This window comes from Streptomyces sp. UF-297, assembly GCF_058245575.1.
On the sequence record NZ_JBSIBZ010000109.1, the window covers coordinates 1 to 22060 of the forward strand.

Genomic DNA, 22060 nt, shown 5'->3' on the forward strand with positions numbered 1-22060 from the left:
CCCCCCCCCCCCCCCCCCCCCCCCCCCCCCCCCCCCCCCCCCCCCCCCCCCCCCCCCCCCCCCCCCCCCCCCGGCACAGGCAGGGCGGAAAGGTAAGTATCAGGCGGATACCGGGCGTTGGACGCGGATCGACTGGAGCAGGCCGATGGCGATCCAGACGGCGAACATGGAGGTGCCGCCGTAGGAGACGAAGGGCAGCGGGAGGCCGGTCACCGGCATGATGCCCAGCGTCATGCCGATGTTCTCGAAGGCCTGGAAGGAGAACCAGGCGATGATCCCGGCGGCCACGACCGTGCCGTACAGCTCGCTGGTCTCGCGGGCGATCCGGCAGGCCCGCCACAGCACCACGCCCAGCAGGCCGATGATGAGCCCCGCGCCCAGGAAGCCCAGTTCCTCGCCCGCGACGGTGAAGATGAAGTCGGTCTGCTGCTCGGGCACGAACTGGCCGGTGGTCTGGCTGCCGTGGAAGAGCCCCGCGCCCGTCAGCCCGCCGCCGCCGATCGCGATCCGCGCCTGGTTGGTGTTGTAGCCGACGCCCGCCGGGTCCAGGCTCGGGTTGGCGAAGGCGGCGAACCGGGCGATCTGGTAGTCGTCCAGCAGCCCCAGCTGCCAGATGGCCAGACAGCCCAGCACGCCCGCGCCGAGCAGCCCCAGGATCCAGCGGTTGGAGGCGCCGGAGGCCAGCAGTACGCCGAGGATGATGGCGCCCAGCACCATGACCGAACCCAGGTCCGGCATCAGCAGGATGATGCCGACGGGGAGGGCGGCCAGGCCCAGCGCCTGCAGGACGGTGCGGTGGTCCGGGTACGGTCTGTCGCCCGCGTCCACCCGGGCCGCCAGGACCATCGCCATCGCCAGCGTGATGGTGATCTTGGCGAACTCGGCGGGCTGGAGCGAGAAGCCGCCGGGAATCGCCAGCCACGAGCGGGACCCGTTGATCGTGGCGCCCAGCGGGGTCAGCACCATCAGCGCCAGGACCACCGAGACGCCGTACAGGATCGGGATGGCGCCGCGCAGCGTGCGGTGGCCCAGCCAGATCGTGGCAGCGGCCAGGGCGAGGCCGATGCCGGTGTTCATGAGGTGCTTGAGGAAGAAGGAGTACTGGTCGCCGTGGGTGAGTTCGGTGCGGTTACGGGTGGCGGAGTAGACCAGCAGCGAGCCGATCAGGGACAGCGCGAGAGCCGACAGCAGCAGCGGCCAGTCCAGCCGGCGCACTATCGAGTCGCGCGCGGTCACCTTGCCCCAGACGCCGAGCTGGGGGCTGTAGCGGCGGATGGGATAGCCCTTGGGATGGGTCACGACTCGCGCCTCCCCGAGGGGCTGGGCGAGGGCGCCACGTACGGCTTGATGGGCGGGGCGACGATGGTGCCGTCGCTCTCGATCTTCGGCAGGGTCTCCTGCGGGGTGGGCAGCAGCGCCGCCTTGGGGTTGATGCCGCCCTTGTCGTCCACGCCGTACAGCGCGTTGTAGATCTTGCGTACGGCGGGCCCGGAGGCGCCGGAGCCGGTGCCTCCCTGGGAGATGGTCATGATGACGGTGTAGTCCTTGGTGTACGTCGCGAACCACGACGTGGTCTGCTTGCCGTAGACCTCGGCCGTACCGGTCTTGGCGTGCATGGGGATCTTGTCCTGCGGCCAGCCGCCGAACCGCCAGGCCGCGGTGCCCCGGGTGGCCACACCCGCCAGCGCGCTGTCGATCTGCCGCAGCGTGTTGCCGGTCACCGGCAGCCGGCCGTGCGACTTCGGCCTGATCTCCTCGATGTCCTTGCCGTCCGGGCTGACGATGGCCTTGCCGACGGTGGGGTTGTACAGGGTGCCGCCGTTGGCGATGGCCGCGTAGATCGTCGCCATCTGTATCGGCGTGACGAGGGTGTCGCCCTGCCCGATGGAGTAGTTGACCGAGTCACCGGCGCGCATCTTCATGCCGGTCTCGCAGTTCTCCTTGGCGATCTTGGAGACATAGTCGTCGCCGTGCGCGCCCTGCTTGCACCAGCCGTCCTTGTTGGCCTTCCAGTAGTCCTTCTTCCACTGACGGTCCGGGACCCGGCCGCTGACCTCGTTGGGCAGGTCGATGCCGGTCTCCTTGCCCAGGCCGAACTGGTGGGCCGTCCGGTAGAACCAGTCCTTGGGGTTCTTGGGCTTGTTGCCGCCGTCCTTCTGCCACTGCCGGTAGGCCAGGTCGTAGAAGACGGTGTCGCAGGAGACCTCCAGGGCCCGGCCCAGGCTGATGGGCCCGTACCCCTTGGACTCGAAGTTCTTGAAGACCTGCCCGCCCACGCTGTACGAGCTGGAGCAGTTGTAGTTGTCGTTGAAGTCGTAGCCCGCGTTGACCGCGGCGGCGGTCGGGATGACCTTGAAGATCGAGCCGGGGGCCGCCTGCCCCTGGATCGCGCGGTTGAGCAGCGGGTAGTTGGAGTCCTTGCCGGTCAGCGCCGCGTAGTCCTTGCCGGAGATGCCGCCCACCCAGGCATTGGGGTCGTAGGTGGGGTTGGACGCCATGGCCACCACCCGGCCGGTCTTGGCCTCCATGACCACCACCGCGCCCGCGTCCGCCTTGTAGTTGCGGCGGGTGTTGCGGTCCCACTCCTTGCGGGCGTCCTTCATCGCCTGCTCCAACTCCCGTTCCGCTATGGCCTGTACGCGGGCGTCGATGCTGGTGACGACGTTGGCGCCGGGCACGGCCTTGTCGCTCTTGGCCTTGCCGATGACCCGCCCGAGGTTGTCGACCTCGTAGCGGGTCACCCCGGCCTTGCCGCGCAGCTGGCTGTCGTAGGTGCGCTCCAGGCCGGAGCGGCCGATCTGGTCCGAGCGCAGCAGCGGCGAACGGGAGTCCTTGGCCTTGGTGATCTCGTCGTCGGTCACCGGCGAGAGATAGCCCAGCACCTGGGCGGTGTTGGCGCCGCCGGACGCGGCGTAGCGGCGCACCGCGGTGGGCTCGGCGGAGATCCCGGGGAAGTCCTCGGCGCGCTCACGGATCTGCAGGGCCTGCTTGGGGGTGGCCTCGTCCGTGATCGGGATGGGCTGGTAGGGCGAGCCGTTCCAGCAGGGCTGCGGGGTCTTGGCGTCGCACAGCCGCACCTTGTTGCGGATCTCCTGCTCCGACATGCCCAGCACCTTGGACAGCCGCCCCAGTACCGCCTTGCCGTCGTCCTTCATCTTCAGCAGGTCGGTACGGGAGGCCGAGACGACCAGCCGGGTCTGGTTGTCAGCCAGCGCCACCCCGCGGGCATCGAGGATCGAGCCGCGGGTGGCGGGCTCGATGACCTGCTGGACGTGGTTGCTGGCGGCCTCGTGCGCGTACTCGTCGCCGTTGCGGATCTGCAGGTACCACAGCCGTCCGCCGAGGGTGAGCAGCAGCGAGAAGACCAGTATCTGGATCGCGATCAGGCGGATGGTGACGCGGGAGGTCCGCCCGGTCTCAGGGATGTTGGACATCGCGCGCAGCGCCTCCGTTGACGGTGGTGGTGAGCGACGGGAAGCGGGTCACAGCCGCTTGACCCCCTTGATGCGCCCTGCCTTGTTACGGGCCGACTTGCCCAGCAGCCCGCCGCGCTGGCTGCCGATGCGGGCGCTCTTGGACGAGAAGCCGGTGCGTCCGGTGCGGCTGGCCTTCAGGCCCGTACCGGTGCTGAGCCAGCCGTACGCGCTCTCGCCGCCCTTGGCCGACCCGCTCTGGGTGCCGCCCGAACTCTCCCCCGCCAGCGGGTCGTTCTCCGAGCGCCGGGCCAGCGCCATGACCAGCGGGACGGTGAAGGGGGCGAGCAGCAGGTCGTACAGGGTGGCGCTGAGCAGCAGTCCGGTCAGGCCGACGTTGCGGGCCGCGTCGTCGCCGACCAGCGAGCCGACTCCGGCGTACATGAGCGTGGAGCCGATGGCGGCGCCGAGGACGACGATCAGCGGCATGGTCGCGGAGCGGTGCTGGCCCGTCTCGGGCTTGGTCAGTCCGGCGACGTAACCGATGACGCACAGGACCAGGGCGTAGCGGCCGATGGCGTGGTCGGAGGGCGGGGCGAGGTCGGCGAGCAGGCCCGCGCCGAAGCCGACCAGGGCGCCGCCGACGTGTCCGTAGACCAGGGCCAGGCCCAGGACGACCAGGAGCAGCAGGTCCGGTACGGCGCCGGGCAGTTGGAGCCGGGCGAGCACACTGACCTGGATGACCAGGGCCACGACCACCAGGGTGGTCGAGAGCAGGATCCGGTTGAAGCGCATCGGTCAGCTCCTGGGTGTGGCGCTCGCGGTGGGTGTGGCCGTGACGGTGACCGTCGGCGTCGGCTTGGGTTTGGCGGGCTTGGGCGGCAGGACGGTGTCGCGGGGGTCCTGGCGCGGCGGCTGGACGACGACGCCGACGATGTCGAGCTTGGAGAAGCCGACATAGGGGCGGACCTGGACGGTACGGGTCAGATCGCCGTTGGAGGGCTCGACCTTGACGACCTCGCCGACGGGTACGCCGGGGACGAAGGGCCGGTCGGCGCTGGAGCCGAAGGTGACCAGCCGGTCGCCGCGCTTGACCTCGGCCTTGCCGTTGAGCAGCTGGACGCGCAGCGAGCGGTCGCCCTGGCCGTTGGCGAAGCCGATCTCGTTGGTCTTCTCCATGCGGGTGCCGACGGTGAAGTCGGGGTCGTTGGCGAGCAGGACCGTGGCGGTGTCGGGGCCGACGGTGGTGACCCGGCCCACCAGCCCGTCGCCGTTGAGGACGGTCATGTCGCGGGTGATGCCGTCGTTGGCGCCGGCGTCGATGGTGACGGTCCAGGAGAAGCCCTGGGCGGCGCCGATGGCGATGACCTCGGCGCCCTTGATGCCGTACTGGCCGCTGCCGGCGGTCTTGAGCATCTTGTCCAGCTCGGCGGCACGGTTGCGGTTGCGGTCGGAGGAGCCGAGCTTGGCCTTCAGGGTGGCGTTCTCGCGCTCCAGCTCGCTGATGCGGCTGTGCCGCTCACCGGAGTCGCGGACGGCCGCGACGGCGTTGCCCACCGGGTCGACGACGGTGGCGACGCCGTTCTCGACGGGCCCGAAGACCGAGGCCGCGGCTTTGCGGGCACCGTCCAGCGGGGACTGCTCGCCGCCGCGGATGTCCACCGTGATCAGCGCGAACGCGATCGCGACCAGCAGCACCAGTAGCAGCCGGCTCTCTCGTGTGTCCCTCACGTGCGGCGGCCGTGTCCTTCCTCGTAGGACCGGCCGGCTGCGGGCCCGCACCGGTCTCGTTCGGGAGTGAGTGTCGTGCCTTTATGAAACGTTGTGGCTGTGCTGTACGGCTATACGGCGGTGCGGAGCCTGGCGGCTCTATAACGCGTCGTGCCTGTATATCAACGATCCGCCGCACGGATGGGGTCTCACCCGTGCGGCGGTGATCAGTTGGCTGTTTATCTGCGGGGCTGGGAGTCCAGCACCTGCTGGAGCGCCTCGAACTCCTCGACGCACTTGCCGGAGCCGAGCGCGACCGAGTCCAGCGGGTCCTCGGCGATGTGGATCGGCATGCCGGTCTCGCGGCGCAGCCGCTCGTCCAGGCCGCGCAGCAGGGCGCCGCCGCCGGTGAGGACGATGCCGCGGTCCATGACGTCGCCGGAGAGCTCCGGCGGGCACTTGTCCAGGGTCGTCTTGACCGCGTCCACGATGGAGTTGACCGGCTCCTCGATGGCCTTGCGGACCTCGGCGGCGGAGATCACCACGGTCTTGGGCAGGCCGGAGACCAGGTCGCGGCCACGGATCTCGGTGTGCTCGTCCTGGTCGAGGTCGTACGCCGAGCCGATGGTGATCTTGATGCTCTCGGCGGTGCGCTCGCCCAGCAGGAGGCTGTACTCCTTCTTGATGTGCTGGATGATCGCGTTGTCCAGCTCGTCGCCCGCGACGCGGATGGACTGGGCCGTGACGATGCCGCCCAGCGAGATCACCGCGACCTCGGTGGTGCCGCCGCCGATGTCGACGACCATGTTGCCGGTGGCCTCGTGGACCGGCAGGCCCGAGCCGATCGCGGCGGCCATCGGCTCCTCGATGATGTGCACCTGGCGGGCGCCTGCCTGGGTGGAGGCCTCGATCACGGCACGGCGCTCGACGCCGGTGATGCCGGAGGGAACACAGACCACCACGCGCGGGCGGGCCAGATAGCGGCGCTTGTGGATCTTGAGGATGAAGTAGCGGAGCATCCGCTCGGTGATCTCGAAGTCGGCGATCACGCCGTCCTTCAGAGGCCGGACCGCGACGATGTTGCCGGGGGTCCGGCCGATCATCTTCTTCGCCTCGGCGCCCACAGCGAGGATGCCGCCGGTATTGGTGTTGATGGCCACGACCGACGGTTCGTTGAGGACGATCCCACGACCCCTGACGTACACCAGCGTGTTGGCGGTCCCGAGGTCGACAGCCATGTCACGGCCGATGAACGACATGTTGTTCCCCATGAGGATACGTCTGGCCTTCCCAACTGGAGCGAATGCTTACTTGAGGTCGGCAGGGTGTGATGCGCCCAAGAGCGCGGAGGCTTCCATCGTAGTCTCGCAGTCTCGCCCACTCGAACACGGTGCGAGGTTCCTCCGCCATTGTCAGCGGAACACCTACCCGCCCCCCTTAATGGTGACGACGTGTCGCGGTGATGCGTTCCCCCGATCGTGGTGCATATGCCGAGGGGCGACCGAAGTTCATTCGGTCGCCCCTGGTCATCAGCCGGTTAGCCCTGATGGGTGGTCAGGAAAGACCCGGGAAGAAAATCTTGATCTCGCGCTCGGCGGACTCCTCGGAGTCCGAGGCGTGGATGAGGTTCTCCCGGGTGATGGTGCCGAAGTCGCCACGGATGGAGCCGGCCGGCGCCTTGATCGGGTCGGTGGGCCCGGCCAGCGTCCGTACGCCCTCGATCACCCGCTCACCCTCCACGACCAGGGAAACCACGGGGCCGGAGGACATGAACGCCACCAGCGGCTCGTAGAAGTCCCGGCCGACGTGCTCGGCGTAGTGCTGCTCCAGGATCGCCCGGTCCAGGGAGCGCAGCTCAAGGGCCCTGATCGTCCAGCCGGCCTTCTTCTCGATTCGGCCGAGAATCTCGCCGACCAGGCCGCGGCGGACCGCGTCGGGCTTGAGCAGGACGAGCGTGCGCTGGCTCACGGAAGGGCTCCTTGTGTACGTACGACAGCGAGCGGGTGTCCTGAGGCTACATGGGTGAACAGGCGCCGCCCTACGCGGCTTCGGCCTCGGCGCCCGCCTGTGCGGCCCAGCGGGCCTTGGCCTGATCGATCTTGCGGCCGAAGTGGACCGAGGCCCACCACAGGGCGGCGAAGACCCCGCCGAGGAAGAACATCGTGGGGACCACGAAGCCGCTGGCGATCAGCGCGATCTGCAGGGCCCAGCCCAGCTGTACGCCGCCCGGGCGGGTGAGCATCCCGCAGAGCAGGACGCACAGGGCCATCGCTATGCCGCTGACCGTCCAGACCGTGCCGGCCGGGAGGTCGTAGAGCCGCATCGCGACCAGGCCGGCGAAGCCGATCAGGAAGAACTCGCCGATCAGGGTGGAAGCACAGAGTGTGCGCATGTCTCAGCCCCTCCCCAGGAGCAGTCGGGCCTCGCCGACCGTGATGACGGAGCCGGTGACCAGCACGCCGGCGCCGGAGTACTCGCCGTCCTCCTCGGCCAGGGTGATCGCCGCCTCCAGGGCGTCGTCCAGCCGCGGCTCGACCTGGACCCGGTCGGCGCCGAAGACCTCGACCGCGACCGCGGCCAGCTCGTCGGCGTCCATGGCGCGGTGGCTGGAGTTACGGGTCACCACGACCTCGGCGAAGATCGGCTCGAAGGCCTCCAGGAAGCCGCGTACGTCCTTGTCCGCGCTGGCGCCGACCACGCCGATGAGTCGGCTGAAACCGAACGCCTCGGCGACCGCGTCGGCCGTGGCGTGTGCGCCCGCGGGGTTGTGGGCCGCGTCCAGGACCACGGTGGGGCTGGAGCGGACGACCTCCAGACGGCCCGGCGAGGAGACGGTGGCGAAGGCGGAGCGGATGGTGTCGATGTCCAGGGTGCGGGCGTGCTGCGAGCCGATGCCGAAGAACGCCTCGACGGCGGCGAGCGCGACCGCGGCGTTGTGCGCCTGGTGGGCGCCGTACAGCGGGAGGAAGATCTCGGGGTATTCGCCGCCCAGGCCGCGCAGGGTCAGCAGCTGGCCGCCGACGGCGACCTCGCGGGCGATCACGCCGAACTCCATGCCCTCGCGGGCGACGGTGGCGTCCACCTCGACGGCGCGCTTGAGCATCACCGAGGCGGCGTCCACCGGCTGCTGGGCGAGGACGACGGTGGCGTCCTTCTTGATGATCCCGGACTTCTCGCCGGCGATCTCCTCGGGCGTGGTGCCCAGGCGGTCGGTGTGGTCCAGGGAGATCGGGGTGACCACGGCGATATCGCCGTCGATGACGTTGGTGGCGTCCCAGGTGCCGCCCATGCCGACCTCGACGACCGCGACGTCCACCGGCGCGTCCGCGAAGGCGGCGTACGCCATGGCCGTGAGCACCTCGAAGAAGGAGAGGCGGTGCTCCTGCTGGGCGTCGACCATCTCCACGTACGGAGCGATGTCCTGGTACGTCTCGATGAAGCGCTCGGCGGAGATGGGGGCGCCGTCCAGGCTGATGCGCTCGGTGACGGACTGGACGTGCGGGCTGGTGTAGCGGCCGGTGCGCAGGTCGAAGGCGGCCAGCAGGGCCTCGATCATGCGGGCGGTGCTGGTCTTGCCGTTGGTGCCCGTGATGTGGATGGAGGGGTAGGCGCGCTGCGGCTCGCCCAGGATGTCCATCAGGGCCTGGATGCGCTGCACCGTGGGGTCCAGCTTGGTCTCGCCCCAGCGGCCGGCCAGCTCGGCCTCCACCTCGCGCAGCGCCCGGTCGACCTCGGGGTCGGTCGGGCGGGCGGGGACGCCGTCCCCCTGCGGCGGCCCGGCCTGCGCGCGCAGGGTCCGGCTGCCGGCCTCGATCACCGCGAGATCGGGGTCGCGGCTGGTCTCGGCCTCGACCATCTCCTTGAAGTGGTCGGCCGGGTCGGCGGTCGGGTCGGGCTCGTCGTTTCGGGGGCTCTCGCTCACGCCGACCAGTCTACGAGTCGCCTCTGACAGCGGTCGCGCGCGGCGTGCGCAGGGGCACCGCGGCGGCGCCCCTGCGGCGCAGTTTCAGGGCCGCCCCGCTATTTCAGGGCCGCCTTCATCATCGCCTGGGCCACCGGAGCGGCCAGCCCGTTGCCGGAGACCTCGTTGCGGGCCGCGTCGCTGTCCTCGACCATGACGGCCACCGCGACCTGCTTGCCGTGGCTGTCGGTGGCGTAGGAGACGAACCAGGCGTAGGGCGTGCCGCTGTTGTCCACGCCGTGCTGGGCGGTGCCGGTCTTGCCGCCGACCGTCAGCCCGTCGATCTTGGCGTTGGAGCCGGTGCCCTTGTCCACGACCGTCTCCATGGCCGACTTGAGCTGCTCGGCGGTGCCCTTGGAGACCGCCTGCCGGTAGGTGGTGGGGCTGTTCTGCTGGAGAGTGCCGCCGCTGCCGTCGGTGATCTTGTCGACCAGCTGCGGGGTCTTCAGGTCGCCGCCGCCGGCGATCGCGGCGACCACCATGGCCATCTGCAGCGGCGTCGCCTGGTCGTCGAACTGGCCGATGCCCGACAGCGCCGTCTGCGCCTTGTCCATCTCGGAGGGGTAGACGCTCTTGGTGGCGCGGACCGGGGTGTCCACCTTGTCGTCGTTGAAGCCGAACTTCTCCGCCTGCGCCCGTACCTTGTCCTTGCCCAGGTCGGCGGCCATCTTGGCGAAGACGGTGTTGCAGGAGTACTGGAGCGCGGTGCGGATGGTGGCGTTCTTGCAGGGCGCCGAGGCGCTCTCGTTCTTCAGTACGGTCCGGGTGCCCGGAAGGGTGTAGGGGTCGGGGCTGTCGGTGGGGGTGTCGACCGAGCCGTACAGGCCGTTCTCCAGGGCGGCGGCCGCGACGACGAGCTTGAAGGTGGAGCCGGGCGGCAGCGGCTGGCGCAGCGCGCGGTTCACATGGGGCTTGCCCTTGTCGCCCTCCAGCTTCTTCCAGGCCTTCTGGTCGGCGGCGGAGGAGCCGGAGAACGCGCCGGGGTCGTAGGAGGGCGTGCTGACCATGCCCAGGATGTCGCCGGTGGCCGGGTCGATGGCGACGGCGGCGCCCGTCTTGTCGCCGAGCGCCTCGTAGCCGGCCTTCTGCACCTTGGGGTCGATGGTGGTGTGCACGTCGCCCGCCTTGGGGCGCTGGCGCTCCAGGGCGTTCAGCGGGTTGCCGAGCCGGTCGTCGGAGCCGTCCAGGATCTTGCCGTACAGGCTCTCCAGCTGGGTGCTGCCGAAGATCTGGGAGGAGAAGCCGGTGACGGGGGCGTAGAGGGCGCCGTCCTTGTAGGTCCGCTTGTACTTGAGGTCGCCCGAGGTCTCGGCGGAGCCGGTGACCGGCTGCCCGCCGACCAGGATGTCGCCGAGCGGCTGGGAGTACTTGGCGATGGTCAGGCGCGGGTTGTGCGGATCGTCCTGGTAGCTGGTGGCCTTGGCCCCCTGGATCCAGGTGGCCCATGCCATCAGCGCGAGCACCAGCGTGATGCAGAAGACCGAGACACGGCGCAGTGGCTTGTTCATGTGAAGGCGCGGCTCCTCGTTCCTGGACGTACGGTTTTTCCGGAAAGCTCCCGGATACGTGAGGAAGCTCCTGGATGCAGTCATGGTTCACCGACTCGATGAGAGCGGTATGAGAAAGCACCGCGACCGGCTGCACGCCCTGATGGAGGCGCTGCCCACGGCGGCGATCTTCCAGAGCGGCGACGACCGGGTGGGCTACGCCAACCGGCGCTTCATCGAGATGTTCGGCCTGGCAGAGGTGGTGGACACCACACCGGGCGCGCCGCTGGACCCGGTCGTGGACGCCGTCGTCGCGACCTTCGCCGACCGGCCCGACTGGGCGGTGGACAGCACCCACGCCATCGCCGCGCGCCGGATGCACCGGGCCGCCCAGATCAATCTGACCGACGGCCGGATCATCCGCCGCGACGTGGAGCCCCTGTACGGCGACGAGGGCGAGCTGCTGGGCTCGCTGTGGACCGCGGCCGACATCACCGAGCAGATGCGCCTGGAGCACGACCTGGCGCGCGACAACCAGGCGCTGACGGAGCTGGCCCGCCAGCGCAACGAGTTCCTGGCGCTGGCCTCGCACTCGCTGCGTACCCCGCTCACCTCCATCCTCAGCTTCTGCGAGCTGCTGGCCGACCCCGTCCCCCAGTGCCTCAACGCCGACCAGCGCGCCTTCCTGGACGCGATCCGGCGTAACGCCGAGCGGATGCGGACCGTGATCACCACGCTGATGGACACCACCCGGCTGCGCGAGCCCCAACTGCGGCTGGAATTCGGCGAGGTGGAGATCCCGCGGATGCTGGAGCACGCCGTGCTGGACCGGATGGCCACCACCTCGGAGGCCGGGGTGTTCGTCACGCTGAACTGCGAGAAGGGCCCCGTGCTGTACGGCGACGAGCACCGCCTGGAGCACGTCCTGGCCAATCTCCTGGAGAACGCCGCCAAGTTCACCCCGGCGGGCGGCCGGATCACGGTGAGCGCGGCGCCCGAGGACGCGTACTGGAGCATCACGGTCGCCGACACCGGCATCGGCGTCCCCAAGGAGTCCAGGGAGGAGATCTTCTCCGGCTTCGTACGCGCCCCCAACGCGCAGAGCGGCGGCTTTCCCGGCACCGGGCTGGGCCTGGCGCTGAGCCGGGAGATCGTGTGGCGGCACGGCGGCACGCTGACCGTGAACGGCTCGGCGGACGAGGGCGAGGGCGCGGTGTTCACCCTGCGGCTGCCGGTGGCCGGGCCCCCGGAGCCCGAGGCGGACCCGCCGCCGCCCTCGCGCCCGTACCGGCTGGCCCCGCCGTGACCCGGGTGCTCGTCGTCGAGGACGACGCCGATGTGGCGCTGGCGCTGCGGATGCTGCTCACCCGGGCCGGCTACGAGGTGCTGGCCGCGGGCGACGGGCGCGAGGGGCTGCGCAGGCTGTTCGCCGACCGGCCCGACCTGATGGTGCTGGACATCGGCCTGCCCGGGCTCAACGGCTGGGAGGTGCTGGAGCGCACCCGCGACATGTCCGATCTGCCGGTGCTGCTGCTGACCGCGCGCGGTGAGGAGAGCGACCGGGTGCGGGGGCTGCGGGCGGGCGCGGACGACTATCTGCCCAAGCCGTTCGGCAACGAGGAGCTGCTGGCCCGTATCGAGGCGCTGCTGCGCCGTGCGGCGCCCGCCCGGTGGGCGGGCGACAGCGTGGACCCCTCGCTGCGCCTGGTGCCCGAGCGCAGATCGGCGCTGTGGCGGGGCGAGGAGGTGCGGCTGAGCGACATCGAGTACCGCCTGCTCCAGGTGCTGGTGCGCAACCGGGGCCGGGTGGTGACCACCGAGCAGCTGCTGGACGTGGTGTGGGACGACCCGGCCGGCATCGGGCGGGACCGGGTGAAGTTCGCGGTGCTGCGGGTGCGCCGGAAGCTGCAGGAGGCGGTGGGCGACGGCGCCACGGACCCCATCGAGGCCGTACGGGGGCTGGGCTACCGCTACCGGGGCGAGCCGGGCGCCTGAGCCGGCGGGCTCTTCTCGGCGCCCGCCCCGTGGTCCATGGTCCGTGCCGTACGGGCCCTAAGTCCCTTATTTCAGCTTTGGCGAAGATTGCAACTCTTGAGCAACTCTTGGCCTCCCGGTCCGGCAACCGGCCGCTCACAGACTCCTGGGCTGTCCCCGCCTGCCGCCCCTGGAGTTCCTGTGCACGCCACGCGCCCCTTCCTCCCCGCTCTGCCGCCCCGCAGCGTCGCCGTCGTCCTGGGCACCCGCCCCGAGCTGGTCAAGCTCACCGACCTGATCCGGCTGCTGGGCCCGGCCGCGCACCTGGTGCACACCGGCCAGCACTACGACGAGGAACTGTCCGGGCGCTTCCTGGCCGAACTGGGGCTGCCGGAGCCGACGTTCCTGACCGGGGTGGGCGGGCAGCCGCGCGCCGTACAGATCGCCGCCGCGCTGGGCCAGCTCGACACGCTGTTCACCGCCCGGCCCCCGCTGGCCGTGGTCGTCCAGGGCGACACCAACGCCTCGCTCTCCGGCGCGCTGGCCGCCAACGCCCGCTCCATCCCGCTCGTGCACGTCGAGGCCGGGCTGCGCAGCCACGACCGCAACATGCCCGAGGAGCACAACCGGGTGATGATCGACCAGCTGGCGGACGTGCTGTGCGCGGCCACCGCGGACAACCGCGCCAACCTGCTGGCCGAGGGCGTGCCCCAGGAGCGGATCGCGCTGACCGGCAACACGGTCGTGGAGGCCGTACGCAACCAGCTGCCCGGTGAGGCCGAGCGGACGGCGCTGCTGGCCGAGCACGGCCTGCGCGCCGACGGCTACCTGCTGGCCACCGTCCACCGCCCCGAGAACACCGACGACGCGGCCGCGCTGCGCGCCATCCTCACCGAGCTGCGCGCGCTGGCCGCCGAGGGCACCCCGGTCGTGCTGCCGCTGCACCCGCGCACCCGCGCCCGCGCCGAGGCCGCCGGGCTGGCACCGATGCTGGACGGCCTGACGGTGATCCGCCCGCTGGGGTACGGGGAGTTCCTGGCCCTGGCCCGGCACGCGGCACTGCTGGTCTCCGACTCCGGCGGCGTCCAGGAGGAGGTTACGGTCCTGGGCCGCCCGCTGGTCGTCGTCCGCAACTCCACCGAGCGGCCCGAGGCGATGGCCGACTTCGCCGAGCTGGTCTCCCCCGGCCCGGCCATCGGCCGCGCCGCCCGCGCGCGGCTGGCCGAAGGGGCCGAGGGGCGGGCGCGGCTGGCGGCGCTGCCGAGCCCCTTCGGCGACGGCAGCGCCTCCGAGCGGATCGTCGGCATCCTCGCGGCGATCGCCGCCAAGGCCGCCGCCGCGCCGTCCGCAGAGCTGACCGCCGCCGCGTAACCGCTTTGCCGGGTCATGCACCCGGCCGGCGGGTGCTGGTCGCGCCCACGCGGCAAAGCCGCATCCCGGCACGGCCCCGCGCCCCTCACGGGGGCTCCGCCTCCCCCTTTCTTCCTGCCCTGAAGCCCCCCAAGGACCCCCATGCCCGAAAACCTGACCCTCTTCCTCTTTCCGTTCGTTCTGCTGGTCTGCTTCCTCCTGTACTGGGCGGGTGCCCGGCACGCCTTCACCCGCCGCGCCGCCACCGAGCCCGGCGACCCGGACGTCTTCGACTGGCACTTCTTCGTGCCGTGCCGGGACGAGGAGGCCGTGGTCGCCACGACCGTGCAGCGGCTGCGCGGCGACTTCCCCACCGCACACGTGTGGGTGATCGACGACGACAGCGACGACCGCACCGGCGCGATCGTCGCCGACCTGGCCGAGGACGACCGGCGGGTGCATCTGGTGCGCCGGGTGCGGCCCAACGCCCGGCTGGGCAAGGGCGCGGCGCTCAATGACGCCTACGCCCAGCTCGGCGAGTACCTCGCCCCGGGGGTGGACCGCTCGCGCGTCGTGGTCTGCGTCATCGACGCCGACGGGCAGCTGGCCCCGCACGCCCTGCGCGCGGTCAGCGGCCCCGCCGCCTTCGGCGACCCGGAGATCGGCGGTGTGCAGGTCACCGTACGGATGCGCAACGCCGACGAGCGCACCCCGCTGCGCGACCACGGGCGTGTCCGCAACGCGCTGGCCCGCCTCCTGGTGCGCGTCCAGGACATGGAGTTCACCGTCTCCAACGCCGGTATGCAGCTGCTGCGGACCCGTACGGGCTCCGTCGGACTGGGCGGCAACGGGCAGTTCACCCGCCTCACCGCCCTGGACCGGATCGCGGACGCCGAGCGGCGCCCCTGGCAGCAGGGCGCGCTGCTGGAGGACTACGAGCTGGGTCTGCACATGATCCTGGGCGGCTACCGGATCACCCATGTCCACGACACCTGGGTCTCCCAGGAGGGCCTGCCGCGCGCCCGCCGCCTGCTGACCCAGCGCACCCGCTGGGCCCAGGGCAACCTCCAGTGCGTGCGCTACGCGCCGCGCATCATCGCCTCCCGCCACTACAGCGGCCGCGGCGTCCTGGAGACCCTCTACACCTTCGTCCAGCCGCTGGCCCACCTGGTCACGCTCCTGTTGTCCGCGGTGCTGCTCACCCTGCTCGGACTGAAGATCGCCGACCAGGGGGCGGGCCCGGTCCTGGAGCCGATGGCCGCCGTCTGGCCGCTGCTGGCGGTCCTGACCGTGCTGTCCGTCGCGCCGTTCCTGCTGTGGGGGCCGGTCTACCGCAAGGAGCGCGCGCCCGACCGCTCGCTGCTGGTCTCGCTGGTGTGGGGCCTGGCGCTGTGGCTGTACGCCTACCACCTCTTCCCCGCCTCGCTGCGCGCGCTCGTACGGACCCTGCGCGGCCGCACCGGCTGGGCCAAGACCCGCCGCAACGCGGAGCCGGTCAGCGCCGGTCCCGTGGCACTGGAGAGCTGACCCGGCCCGAGCGCCGCGCCGCCCTCCACCACCGCCGAAGGCCTCAACGGCCTTCCCTCTCCAAGGAGTTCGACCATGTACGGAAGCTCGATGTCCGCCCCCGCCCTCGGCGCCGGCGGCGGTGCCCTGGCCGCCACCGGGCTGGGCCTGGGCTCGAACGGCGTCCTGGCCCTGTCCGTGAGCGCCGCCGCCCTGATCGGCTCCGGGCTGCTGCTGCGCTCGCGCCTGCTGCGGCGCCGCACCGAGCGCTGACCCCGCGGACGCCGACACCACTGATCCCGGCAGCGACGTAGGTCACATCCGCTGACCCGGACAACTTTCCGCCCGCTCAGCTCCTCTTTCTCGGCGGGCTCTGCACGGAGCCCGGATCTTCAGGCGGGGAAGCGGGAGCTGAGCAAGCGTGCGCATGCCGGTCATCAGTCAGCGGATGCACTTGATCCTGCTCACCGCGTGGACGGTGCTGTGGTTCGTCGTCGTGGTGCCCAACGGCGGCTTCTCCTGGCACTATCTGCGCACCGGCGGGGAGTTGATCTACCAGGGGTCCGCCGGCGACGGCACCGGCGGGCTCAATCTCTACGCCCACCACCCCGAGCTCCAGATGGGGCCCGTCAGCTTCCTGGTGGCGGGGCTGTTCAACCCCTTCCCCGAACAGACCGGCCAGTTCCTGGCGCTGGCGATCATGTCGCTGCTCGGCCTGGTCATCGTGGTCCTCGCCGGGCGCAGCGCGGCCACCTACTTCCTGGGCACCGGCACCAACCACCAGCGGCTGCGGCAGCGCGTCCTGATAGCGGGCCTGGCCTTCATCCCGATGTGGATCGAGGTCGCGGTCCGCTTCGGGCATCTGGACGACGTACTGGCGCTGTTCTTCACGGCGCTGGCGGTACGGTCCCTCACCCGCGACAACGCCGCCCTGACCGGTGTCTTCCTGGCCCTGGCCATGGACTCCAAGCCGACCGCGCTCGCCTTCACCCCGCTGCTGCTCGCCCTGCCCCGCAAGCAGTGGCTGCGCGCCGGGCTGTGGTGCGCGGGGCTGGTGGCGCTGGCGTGGCTGCCGTTCTTCCTCGGCGATGCCCGGTCCTTCGCCGCGGCCGAGTTCACCATCCCCAACCACCCGGCGTCCGCGCTGCGCTGGCTGGGCGTCGGCGACCCCGAAACCCCCAGCTGGGACCGGCCGGCGCAGGCCGCGCTCGGCCTGGTGCTGGGGTGTGTGGCGGTGTGGCGCGGGCGCTGGGCCGCGGTGGTGCTGCTGGGCGCCAACGCCCGCATCGTCCTGGACCCCAGCGTCTACACGTACTACTCCGCCTCCGTGCTGCTGGGCACCCTGCTGTGGGACGTGATCGGGCAGCGCCGCCTCGTGCCCTGGTGGAGCTGGATCGCGCTGATCATGCTGTACGGCAGCGTGTTCGTGGTCCCGGACGACTCGGCGCGCGGCCTGATCCGGCTGGCGTTCGTGGCTCTCTCGACGGCGTACGTCCTGCTGTGGCCCGTACGGGAGCGGGGCGGGCGGGGACGGCGACGGCCCCCCGCCCGCAAGGACGAGGGGCCGTCGGGCCCTGAGACACCTCAGGCGGCTACGCCTTGGGCAGGGCCTCCAGCTGCGCGGTGATCCGGACGATGTCCGCCTCGGCCGTCTCCAGGCGGCCGCGGATCTTTTCCTTGACCTGCTCGGGCGCCTTGGCGAGGAACGCCTCGTTGCCGAGCTTGGCGGTGGCCTGGGCCTTCTCCTTCTCCGCCGCGGCCAGGTCCTTGGCCAGGCGCTTGCGCTCGGCCGCGACGTCGATGGCGCCGGACAGGTCCAGGGCGACGGTGGCGCCCGCGACCGGCAGGGAGGCGGTGGCGCTGAAGTCCTCGCCCGCGGGCTGCAGGCGCAGCAGCGAACGCATCGCGGCCTCGTGCGCCGCCAGGTCCGTGCCCGCCAGGTCCAGCTGGGCCGGGACCTTCTGGCCGGGCTGCAGGCCCTGGTCGGAGCGGAAGCGGCGGACCTCGGTGACGACCTGCTGGACCGTCTCGATCTCCTTCTCGGCCGCCGCGTCACGGAAGCCCGAGTCCGACGGCCACTGGGCGATCACGACGGACTCGCCGCCGGTCAGCGCCGTCCACAGGGTCTCCGTGACGAACGGGACGATGGGGTGCAGCAGGCGCAGGGTGACGTCCAGGACCTCACCGAGGACGCGGCGCGAGGCGTCCGCGGCCGGGCCGCCCGCCATGAACGTGGTCTTGGACAGCTCCACGTACCAGTCGAAGACCTCGTCCCACGCGAAGTGGAACAGGGCGTCCGAGAGCTTGGCGAACTGGTAGTCCTCGTAGTACGCGTCGACCTCGGCCACGACCGAGTTGAGGCGGGAGAGGATCCACCGGTCGGTCGCCGACAGCTGCTCGGCGGGCGGGAGTTCGCCCTCGACCGTCGCGCCGTTCATCAGCGCGAAGCGGGTGGCGTTCCAGATCTTGTTGGCGAAGTTGCGCGAGCCCTGGACCCAGTCCTCGCCGATCGGGACGTCCGTGCCGGGGTTGGCGCCGCGGGCGAGCGTGAAGCGGACGGCGTCCGAGCCGTACTTGTCCATCCAGTCCAGCGGGTTGACCGCGTTGCCGAAGGACTTCGACATCTTCTTGCCGCGCTCGTCACGGACCATGCCGTGCAGGGCGATGGTGTGGAACGGCGGGGTGCCGTCCATGGCGTACAGGCCGAACATCATCATCCGGGCGACCCAGAAGAAGAGGATGTCGTAGCCGGTGACCAGGACGGAGTTCGGGTAGAACTTCTCGACGCCGGGGGTCTTCTCGGGCCAGCCGAGGGTGGAGAACGGCCACAGGCCCGAGGAGAACCAGGTGTCCAGGACGTCGGTGTCCTGCGTCCAGCCCTCGCCGCTCGGCGGCTGTTCGTCCGGTCCGACGCAGACGACCTCGCCGTTCGGGCCGTACCAGACCGGGATGCGGTGGCCCCACCACAGCTGGCGCGAGATGCACCAGTCGTGGAGGTTGTCGACCCAGCCGAAGTAGCGGGACTCCATCTCCTTGGGGTGGATGGCGACCTTGCCGTCCCGGACCGCGTCGCCCGCGGCCTGGGCCAGCGGGCCGACCTTGACCCACCACTGCATCGACAGCCGCGGCTCGATGGTCGTCTTGCAGCGCGAGCAGTGACCCACCGAGTGGGTGTACGGGCGCTTCTCGGCGACGATGCGGCCCTCGGCGCGCAGCGCGGCGACGATCGCGCTACGGGCCTCCAGGCGGTCCAGGCCCTGGAAGGGGCCGTGCGCGGTGATGACGGCGTGCTCGTCCATGACCGCGAGGTTGGGCAGGTCGTGGCGGCGGCCGATCTCGAAGTCGTTCGGGTCGTGGGCCGGGGTCACCTTGACCGCGCCCGTGCCGAACTCCGGGTCCACGTGCTCGTCGGCGACGACCGGGATGCGGCGGCCGGTCAGCGGCAGCTCGATCTCGGTGCCGACCAGGTGCCGGTAGCGCTCGTCCTCGGGGTGGACGGCGACGGCGGTGTCACCGAGCATCGTCTCGGCGCGGGTGGTGGCGACCACGATGGAGGCGTCGCCCTCGCCGTACCGGATCGAGACCAGCTCGCCGTCGTCGTCCTGGTACTCCACCTCGATGTCCGAGATGGCGGTCAGACAGCGCGGGCACCAGTTGATGATGCGCTCGGCGCGGTAGATCAGCTCGTCGTCGTAGAGCCGCTTGAAGATGGTCTGGACGGCCTTGGACAGGCCCTCGTCCATCGTGAAGCGCTCGCGCGACCAGGCGACGCCGTCGCCCAGGCGCTTCATCTGGCCGGAGATCTGGCCGCCGGACTCCGCCTTCCACTGCCACACGCGCTCCACGAACGCCTCGCGGCCCAGGTCGTGGCGGGACTTGCCCTCCTTGGCCAGCTCGCGCTCGACGACGTTCTGGGTGGCGATACCGGCGTGGTCCATGCCCGGCTGCCACAGCGTCTCGAAGCCCTGCATGCGCTTGCGGCGGGTGAGGGCGTCGATGAGCGTGTGCTCGAAGGCGTGGCCCAGGTGGAGGCTGCCGGTGACGTTGGGCGGCGGGATGACGATCGTGTACGGCGGCTTCTCGCTCTTCTCGTCCGCCTCGAAGTAACCGCGCTCTACCCAGCGCTCGTACAGCGGCCCCTCTACCTCGGCCGGCGCGTACTGGGTCGGCAGTTCGGGGGAGCTTGCTGGCTGCTGCTGAGTGTTCTCGGTCACGAGCCGATTGTACGGGCGGGTGTGTAGCAGTCTCGAATCGGTTTCGCCCCCGGGGCACGGGGGGCCTCACGCGTCGTACAGGATGTTCGGAACGCACGAGCACCACCGACACCAGCAGTCACGAGGGGAACCGCTCCATGAGCTTCAACCAGCCGCCGCCCGGCCCGTACGGGCAGCCTGCTCCCCAGCCGGGCCCGTACGCGCAGCCCGCGCCCCAGCCGGGCTACGGCTACCCGCAGCAGGGCGGTCCGGTTCCCCCGCAGCAGCCCTACGGCTACCCGCAGCAGGCGCCGCAGGCCCCGTACGGCCAGCCGATGCAGCATCCCGGCCAGCCCGCCCCCTACGGCCAGGTCCCGGGCCAGCAGCCGCCCTACGGGCAGGTCCCGCAGCAGTCCGGCGGCGGCTCCTCCTCCGGCGGCGGCAAGGGCAGGACGATCGGCCTGGCCATCGGCGCGGTCGCGGTCGTGGCGGCGATCGGAGTGGGGGCGTACTTCGCGTTCGGCAGCGGCGATGACGTCAAGCCGTACCGGCTCGCCCTGCCGGACAAGGTCCTGGGTGAGTACGACCGCCAGCCGGGCTCCAGCACCCGCGAGAAGGACGTGTCCAAGGACCAGGAGACCCTGGCGCTGGGCATCCAGAACGGCAGGAGCGTGACGAGCAACTACGCCGGCCCCCAGAAGCAGTCGCTGAGCGTGATCGGGGTCTACGGCAAGGTCGGCGACCCCAAGAGCGCGGTGGACAAGATGTTCGCCCAGATCGATGCGAAGCAGAAGGAAGGCAAGTTCGGCAAGGCCGACTTCACGACCGTCACCCCGCCGACCCCGATCACCCCCAGCGACTTCGACGGCGCCGTGCTCCAGTGCAAGGAGATGAAGGCGACGCAGTCCACCAACGGGATCACCCTGACCATGAACCTCAACATCTGCATCTGGGGCGACTCCAGCGCGGTCGGCGTGGTGATGAACACGGGCACCGACAGCCCGCTCGCCGCGGGGAGGGTCGGAAAGCCCATCCCCGCGCGGGAGCTGGCGGAGAAGACCGCCAAGATCCGCACCGAGTCCCGTCAGGAGCTGTGACAGCCGGGCCCACCCGGACGCGAAACGGGGCCGCCCCGCAGCGAGTTGCTGCGGGGCGGCCCCGTTTGAGGCGTACGGCTCAGGCGCTCTTCTCGTGGTGCTCGCCCGACTCGCCGCCGCGGTTGCGCGGTACGAGGGTCGGGTTCACGTTGGAGTGCACGACGTCCTCCGTGATGACGACGCGGGCCACGTCCTTGCGGGAGGGGACCTCGTACATCACCGACTGCAGGACCTCTTCCATGATGGCGCGCAGGCCTCGGGCGCCGGTGCCGCGCAGGATCGCCTGGTCGGCGATGGCCTCCAGGGCCGGGCGGTCGAAGTCCAGCTCCACACCGTCGAGTTCGAAGAGGCGTTGGTACTGCTTCACCAGGGCGTTGCGCGGCTCGACCAGGATCTGCAGCAGCGCCTCGCGGTCGAGGTTGTGGACCGAGGTGATGACGGGAAGGCGGCCGATGAACTCCGGGATCATCCCGAACTTCACCAGGTCCTCCGGCATGACCTCCTGGAACTGGTCCTTGGACTCGATCTCGCGCTTGGAGCGGATCGTGGCGCCGAAGCCGATGCCCTTGGCGCCTGCCCGGGCCTCGATGATCTTCTCCAGGCCCGCGAAGGCGCCACCGACGATGAACAGCACGTTCGTCGTGTCGATCTGGATGAATTCCTGGTGCGGGTGCTTGCGGCCGCCCTGGGGCGGAACCGAGGCGGTGGTGCCCTCCAGGATCTTCAGCAGGGCCTGCTGGACGCCTTCACCCGATACGTCGCGCGTGATCGAGGGATTTTCGCTCTTGCGGGCGACCTTGTCGATCTCGTCGATGTAGATGATCCCGGTCTCGGCCTTCTTGATGTCGAAGTCCGCGGCCTGGATGAGCTTGAGGAGGATGTTCTCCACGTCCTCGCCGACATAGCCGGCCTCCGTCAGCGCCGTGGCATCGGCGAAGGCGAAGGGGACGTTGAGCATCCGGGCGAGCGTCTGCGCGAGCAGCGTCTTGCCGGAGCCGGTCGGGCCGAGCAGCAGGATGTTGGACTTGGCCAGCTCGATGCCGTCGTCCGCGCCGCGCCCGCCGCCGTTGTTGCCCGCCTGCACCCGCTTGTAGTGGTTGTAGACGGCGACCGAGAGCGCCTTCTTGGCGGCCTCCTGGCCTACGACGTAGCCCTCCAGGAACTCGTAGATCTCCCGGGGCTTGGGGAGTTCTTCCCACCGGACCTCGGAGGTCTCGGCGAGTTCCTCCTCGATGATTTCGTTGCAGAGGTCGATGCACTCGTCGCAGATGTACACACCAGGTCCCGCGATGAGCTTCTTCACCTGCTTCTGACTCTTCCCGCAGAACGAGCACTTGAGCAGGTCGCCGCCGTCACCGATGCGTGCCAC

General features: G+C 70.7%; 18 protein-coding genes. 7 read left to right on the forward strand and 11 right to left on the reverse strand.

Annotated elements, in window-relative coordinates:
• Nucleotides 1–99: 99 nt before the first annotated feature.
• From rodA to AC4IJH_RS38470, 9 genes are all read right to left on the reverse strand, one after another.
• Nucleotides 100–1275 (reverse strand): rod shape-determining protein RodA, encoded by a 1176-nt coding sequence (gene rodA, locus AC4IJH_RS38430; RefSeq protein ID WP_490856647.1) that lies wholly within the window; start codon nt 1273–1275, stop codon nt 100–102.
• Between the two features lie 20 nt (nt 1276–1295).
• Nucleotides 1296–3434: a penicillin-binding protein 2 gene (mrdA, locus tag AC4IJH_RS38435; protein ID WP_490856627.1), complete on the reverse strand. Its 2139-nt coding sequence runs from the start codon at nt 3432–3434 to the stop codon at nt 1296–1298.
• Nucleotides 3435–3482: 48 nt separating this feature from the next.
• Nucleotides 3483–4208: a rod shape-determining protein MreD gene (gene mreD, locus AC4IJH_RS38440; protein ID WP_490856628.1), complete on the reverse strand. Its 726-nt coding sequence runs from the start codon at nt 4206–4208 to the stop codon at nt 3483–3485.
• Between the two features lie 3 nt (nt 4209–4211).
• Complete coding sequence (gene mreC, locus AC4IJH_RS38445; RefSeq protein ID WP_490856629.1) at nt 4212–5144, reverse strand: rod shape-determining protein MreC; 933 nt, start codon at nt 5142–5144, stop codon at nt 4212–4214.
• 218 nt (nt 5145–5362) lie between these two features.
• A complete protein-coding gene (locus tag AC4IJH_RS38450; RefSeq protein WP_030249658.1) occupies nt 5363–6382 on the reverse strand; it encodes a rod shape-determining protein in 1020 nt (339 codons plus the stop codon).
• Between the two features lie 295 nt (nt 6383–6677).
• Nucleotides 6678–7091: a nucleoside-diphosphate kinase gene (gene ndk / locus AC4IJH_RS38455; protein WP_490856630.1), complete on the reverse strand. Its 414-nt coding sequence runs from the start codon at nt 7089–7091 to the stop codon at nt 6678–6680.
• 70 nt (nt 7092–7161) lie between these two features.
• A complete protein-coding gene (locus tag AC4IJH_RS38460; protein WP_490856631.1) occupies nt 7162–7515 on the reverse strand; it encodes a DUF4233 domain-containing protein in 354 nt (117 codons plus the stop codon).
• Nucleotides 7516–7518: 3 nt separating this feature from the next.
• Nucleotides 7519–9045 carry a bifunctional tetrahydrofolate synthase/dihydrofolate synthase gene (folC, locus tag AC4IJH_RS38465; protein ID WP_490856632.1) on the reverse strand — a complete coding sequence of 509 codons (1527 nt, stop codon included), beginning with the start codon at nt 9043–9045 and terminating at the stop codon, nt 7519–7521.
• Between the two features lie 98 nt (nt 9046–9143).
• The gene (locus tag AC4IJH_RS38470; protein ID WP_490856633.1) at nt 9144–10592 is read right to left on the reverse strand and encodes a peptidoglycan D,D-transpeptidase FtsI family protein; all 1449 of its coding nucleotides are present in this window, start codon (nt 10590–10592) and stop codon (nt 9144–9146) included.
• 109 nt (nt 10593–10701) lie between these two features.
• Between AC4IJH_RS38470 and AC4IJH_RS38475 the strand changes: the two genes are divergently transcribed.
• The 6 genes from AC4IJH_RS38475 (at nt 10702) to AC4IJH_RS38500 (ending at nt 17028) form a co-directional block, all read left to right on the forward strand.
• Complete coding sequence (locus AC4IJH_RS38475; RefSeq protein ID WP_490856634.1) at nt 10702–11877, forward strand: PAS domain-containing sensor histidine kinase; 1176 nt, start codon at nt 10702–10704, stop codon at nt 11875–11877.
• A complete protein-coding gene (locus AC4IJH_RS38480) occupies nt 11874–12566 on the forward strand; it encodes a response regulator transcription factor (RefSeq protein WP_490856635.1) in 693 nt (230 codons plus the stop codon). Before AC4IJH_RS38475 ends, AC4IJH_RS38480 begins: the two co-directional genes overlap by 4 nt.
• 180 nt (nt 12567–12746) lie before the next feature.
• Entirely contained in the window at nt 12747–13916 is a 1170-nt protein-coding gene (gene wecB, locus AC4IJH_RS38485) for a non-hydrolyzing UDP-N-acetylglucosamine 2-epimerase (RefSeq protein ID WP_490856636.1), read from the forward strand.
• 141 nt (nt 13917–14057) lie between these two features.
• Nucleotides 14058–15422 (forward strand): XrtP-associated glycosyltransferase, encoded by a 1365-nt coding sequence (locus AC4IJH_RS38490; protein WP_490856637.1) that lies wholly within the window; start codon nt 14058–14060, stop codon nt 15420–15422.
• Between the two features lie 75 nt (nt 15423–15497).
• A complete protein-coding gene (locus AC4IJH_RS38495; RefSeq protein WP_490856638.1) occupies nt 15498–15674 on the forward strand; it encodes a hypothetical protein in 177 nt (58 codons plus the stop codon).
• 154 nt (nt 15675–15828) lie between these two features.
• Nucleotides 15829–17028 carry a hypothetical protein gene (locus AC4IJH_RS38500; RefSeq protein ID WP_490856639.1) on the forward strand — a complete coding sequence of 400 codons (1200 nt, stop codon included), beginning with the start codon at nt 15829–15831 and terminating at the stop codon, nt 17026–17028.
• On the opposite strand, the gene AC4IJH_RS38505 is transcribed toward AC4IJH_RS38500, so the two are convergent.
• Nucleotides 16994–19615, reverse strand: coding sequence for a valine--tRNA ligase (locus tag AC4IJH_RS38505; RefSeq protein WP_490856640.1), 2622 nt, complete (start codon nt 19613–19615; stop codon nt 16994–16996). The genes AC4IJH_RS38500 and AC4IJH_RS38505 overlap by 35 nt on opposite strands.
• 137 nt (nt 19616–19752) lie before the next feature.
• Between AC4IJH_RS38505 and AC4IJH_RS38510 the strand changes: the two genes are divergently transcribed.
• Nucleotides 19753–20691, forward strand: a complete 939-nt coding sequence (locus tag AC4IJH_RS38510; RefSeq protein ID WP_490856641.1) for a hypothetical protein — start codon at nt 19753–19755, stop codon at nt 20689–20691.
• 79 nt (nt 20692–20770) lie between these two features.
• Here the strand turns inward: AC4IJH_RS38510 and clpX are convergent, their stop codons facing one another.
• Complete coding sequence (gene clpX, locus AC4IJH_RS38515) at nt 20771–22060, reverse strand: ATP-dependent Clp protease ATP-binding subunit ClpX (RefSeq protein WP_490856642.1); 1290 nt, start codon at nt 22058–22060, stop codon at nt 20771–20773.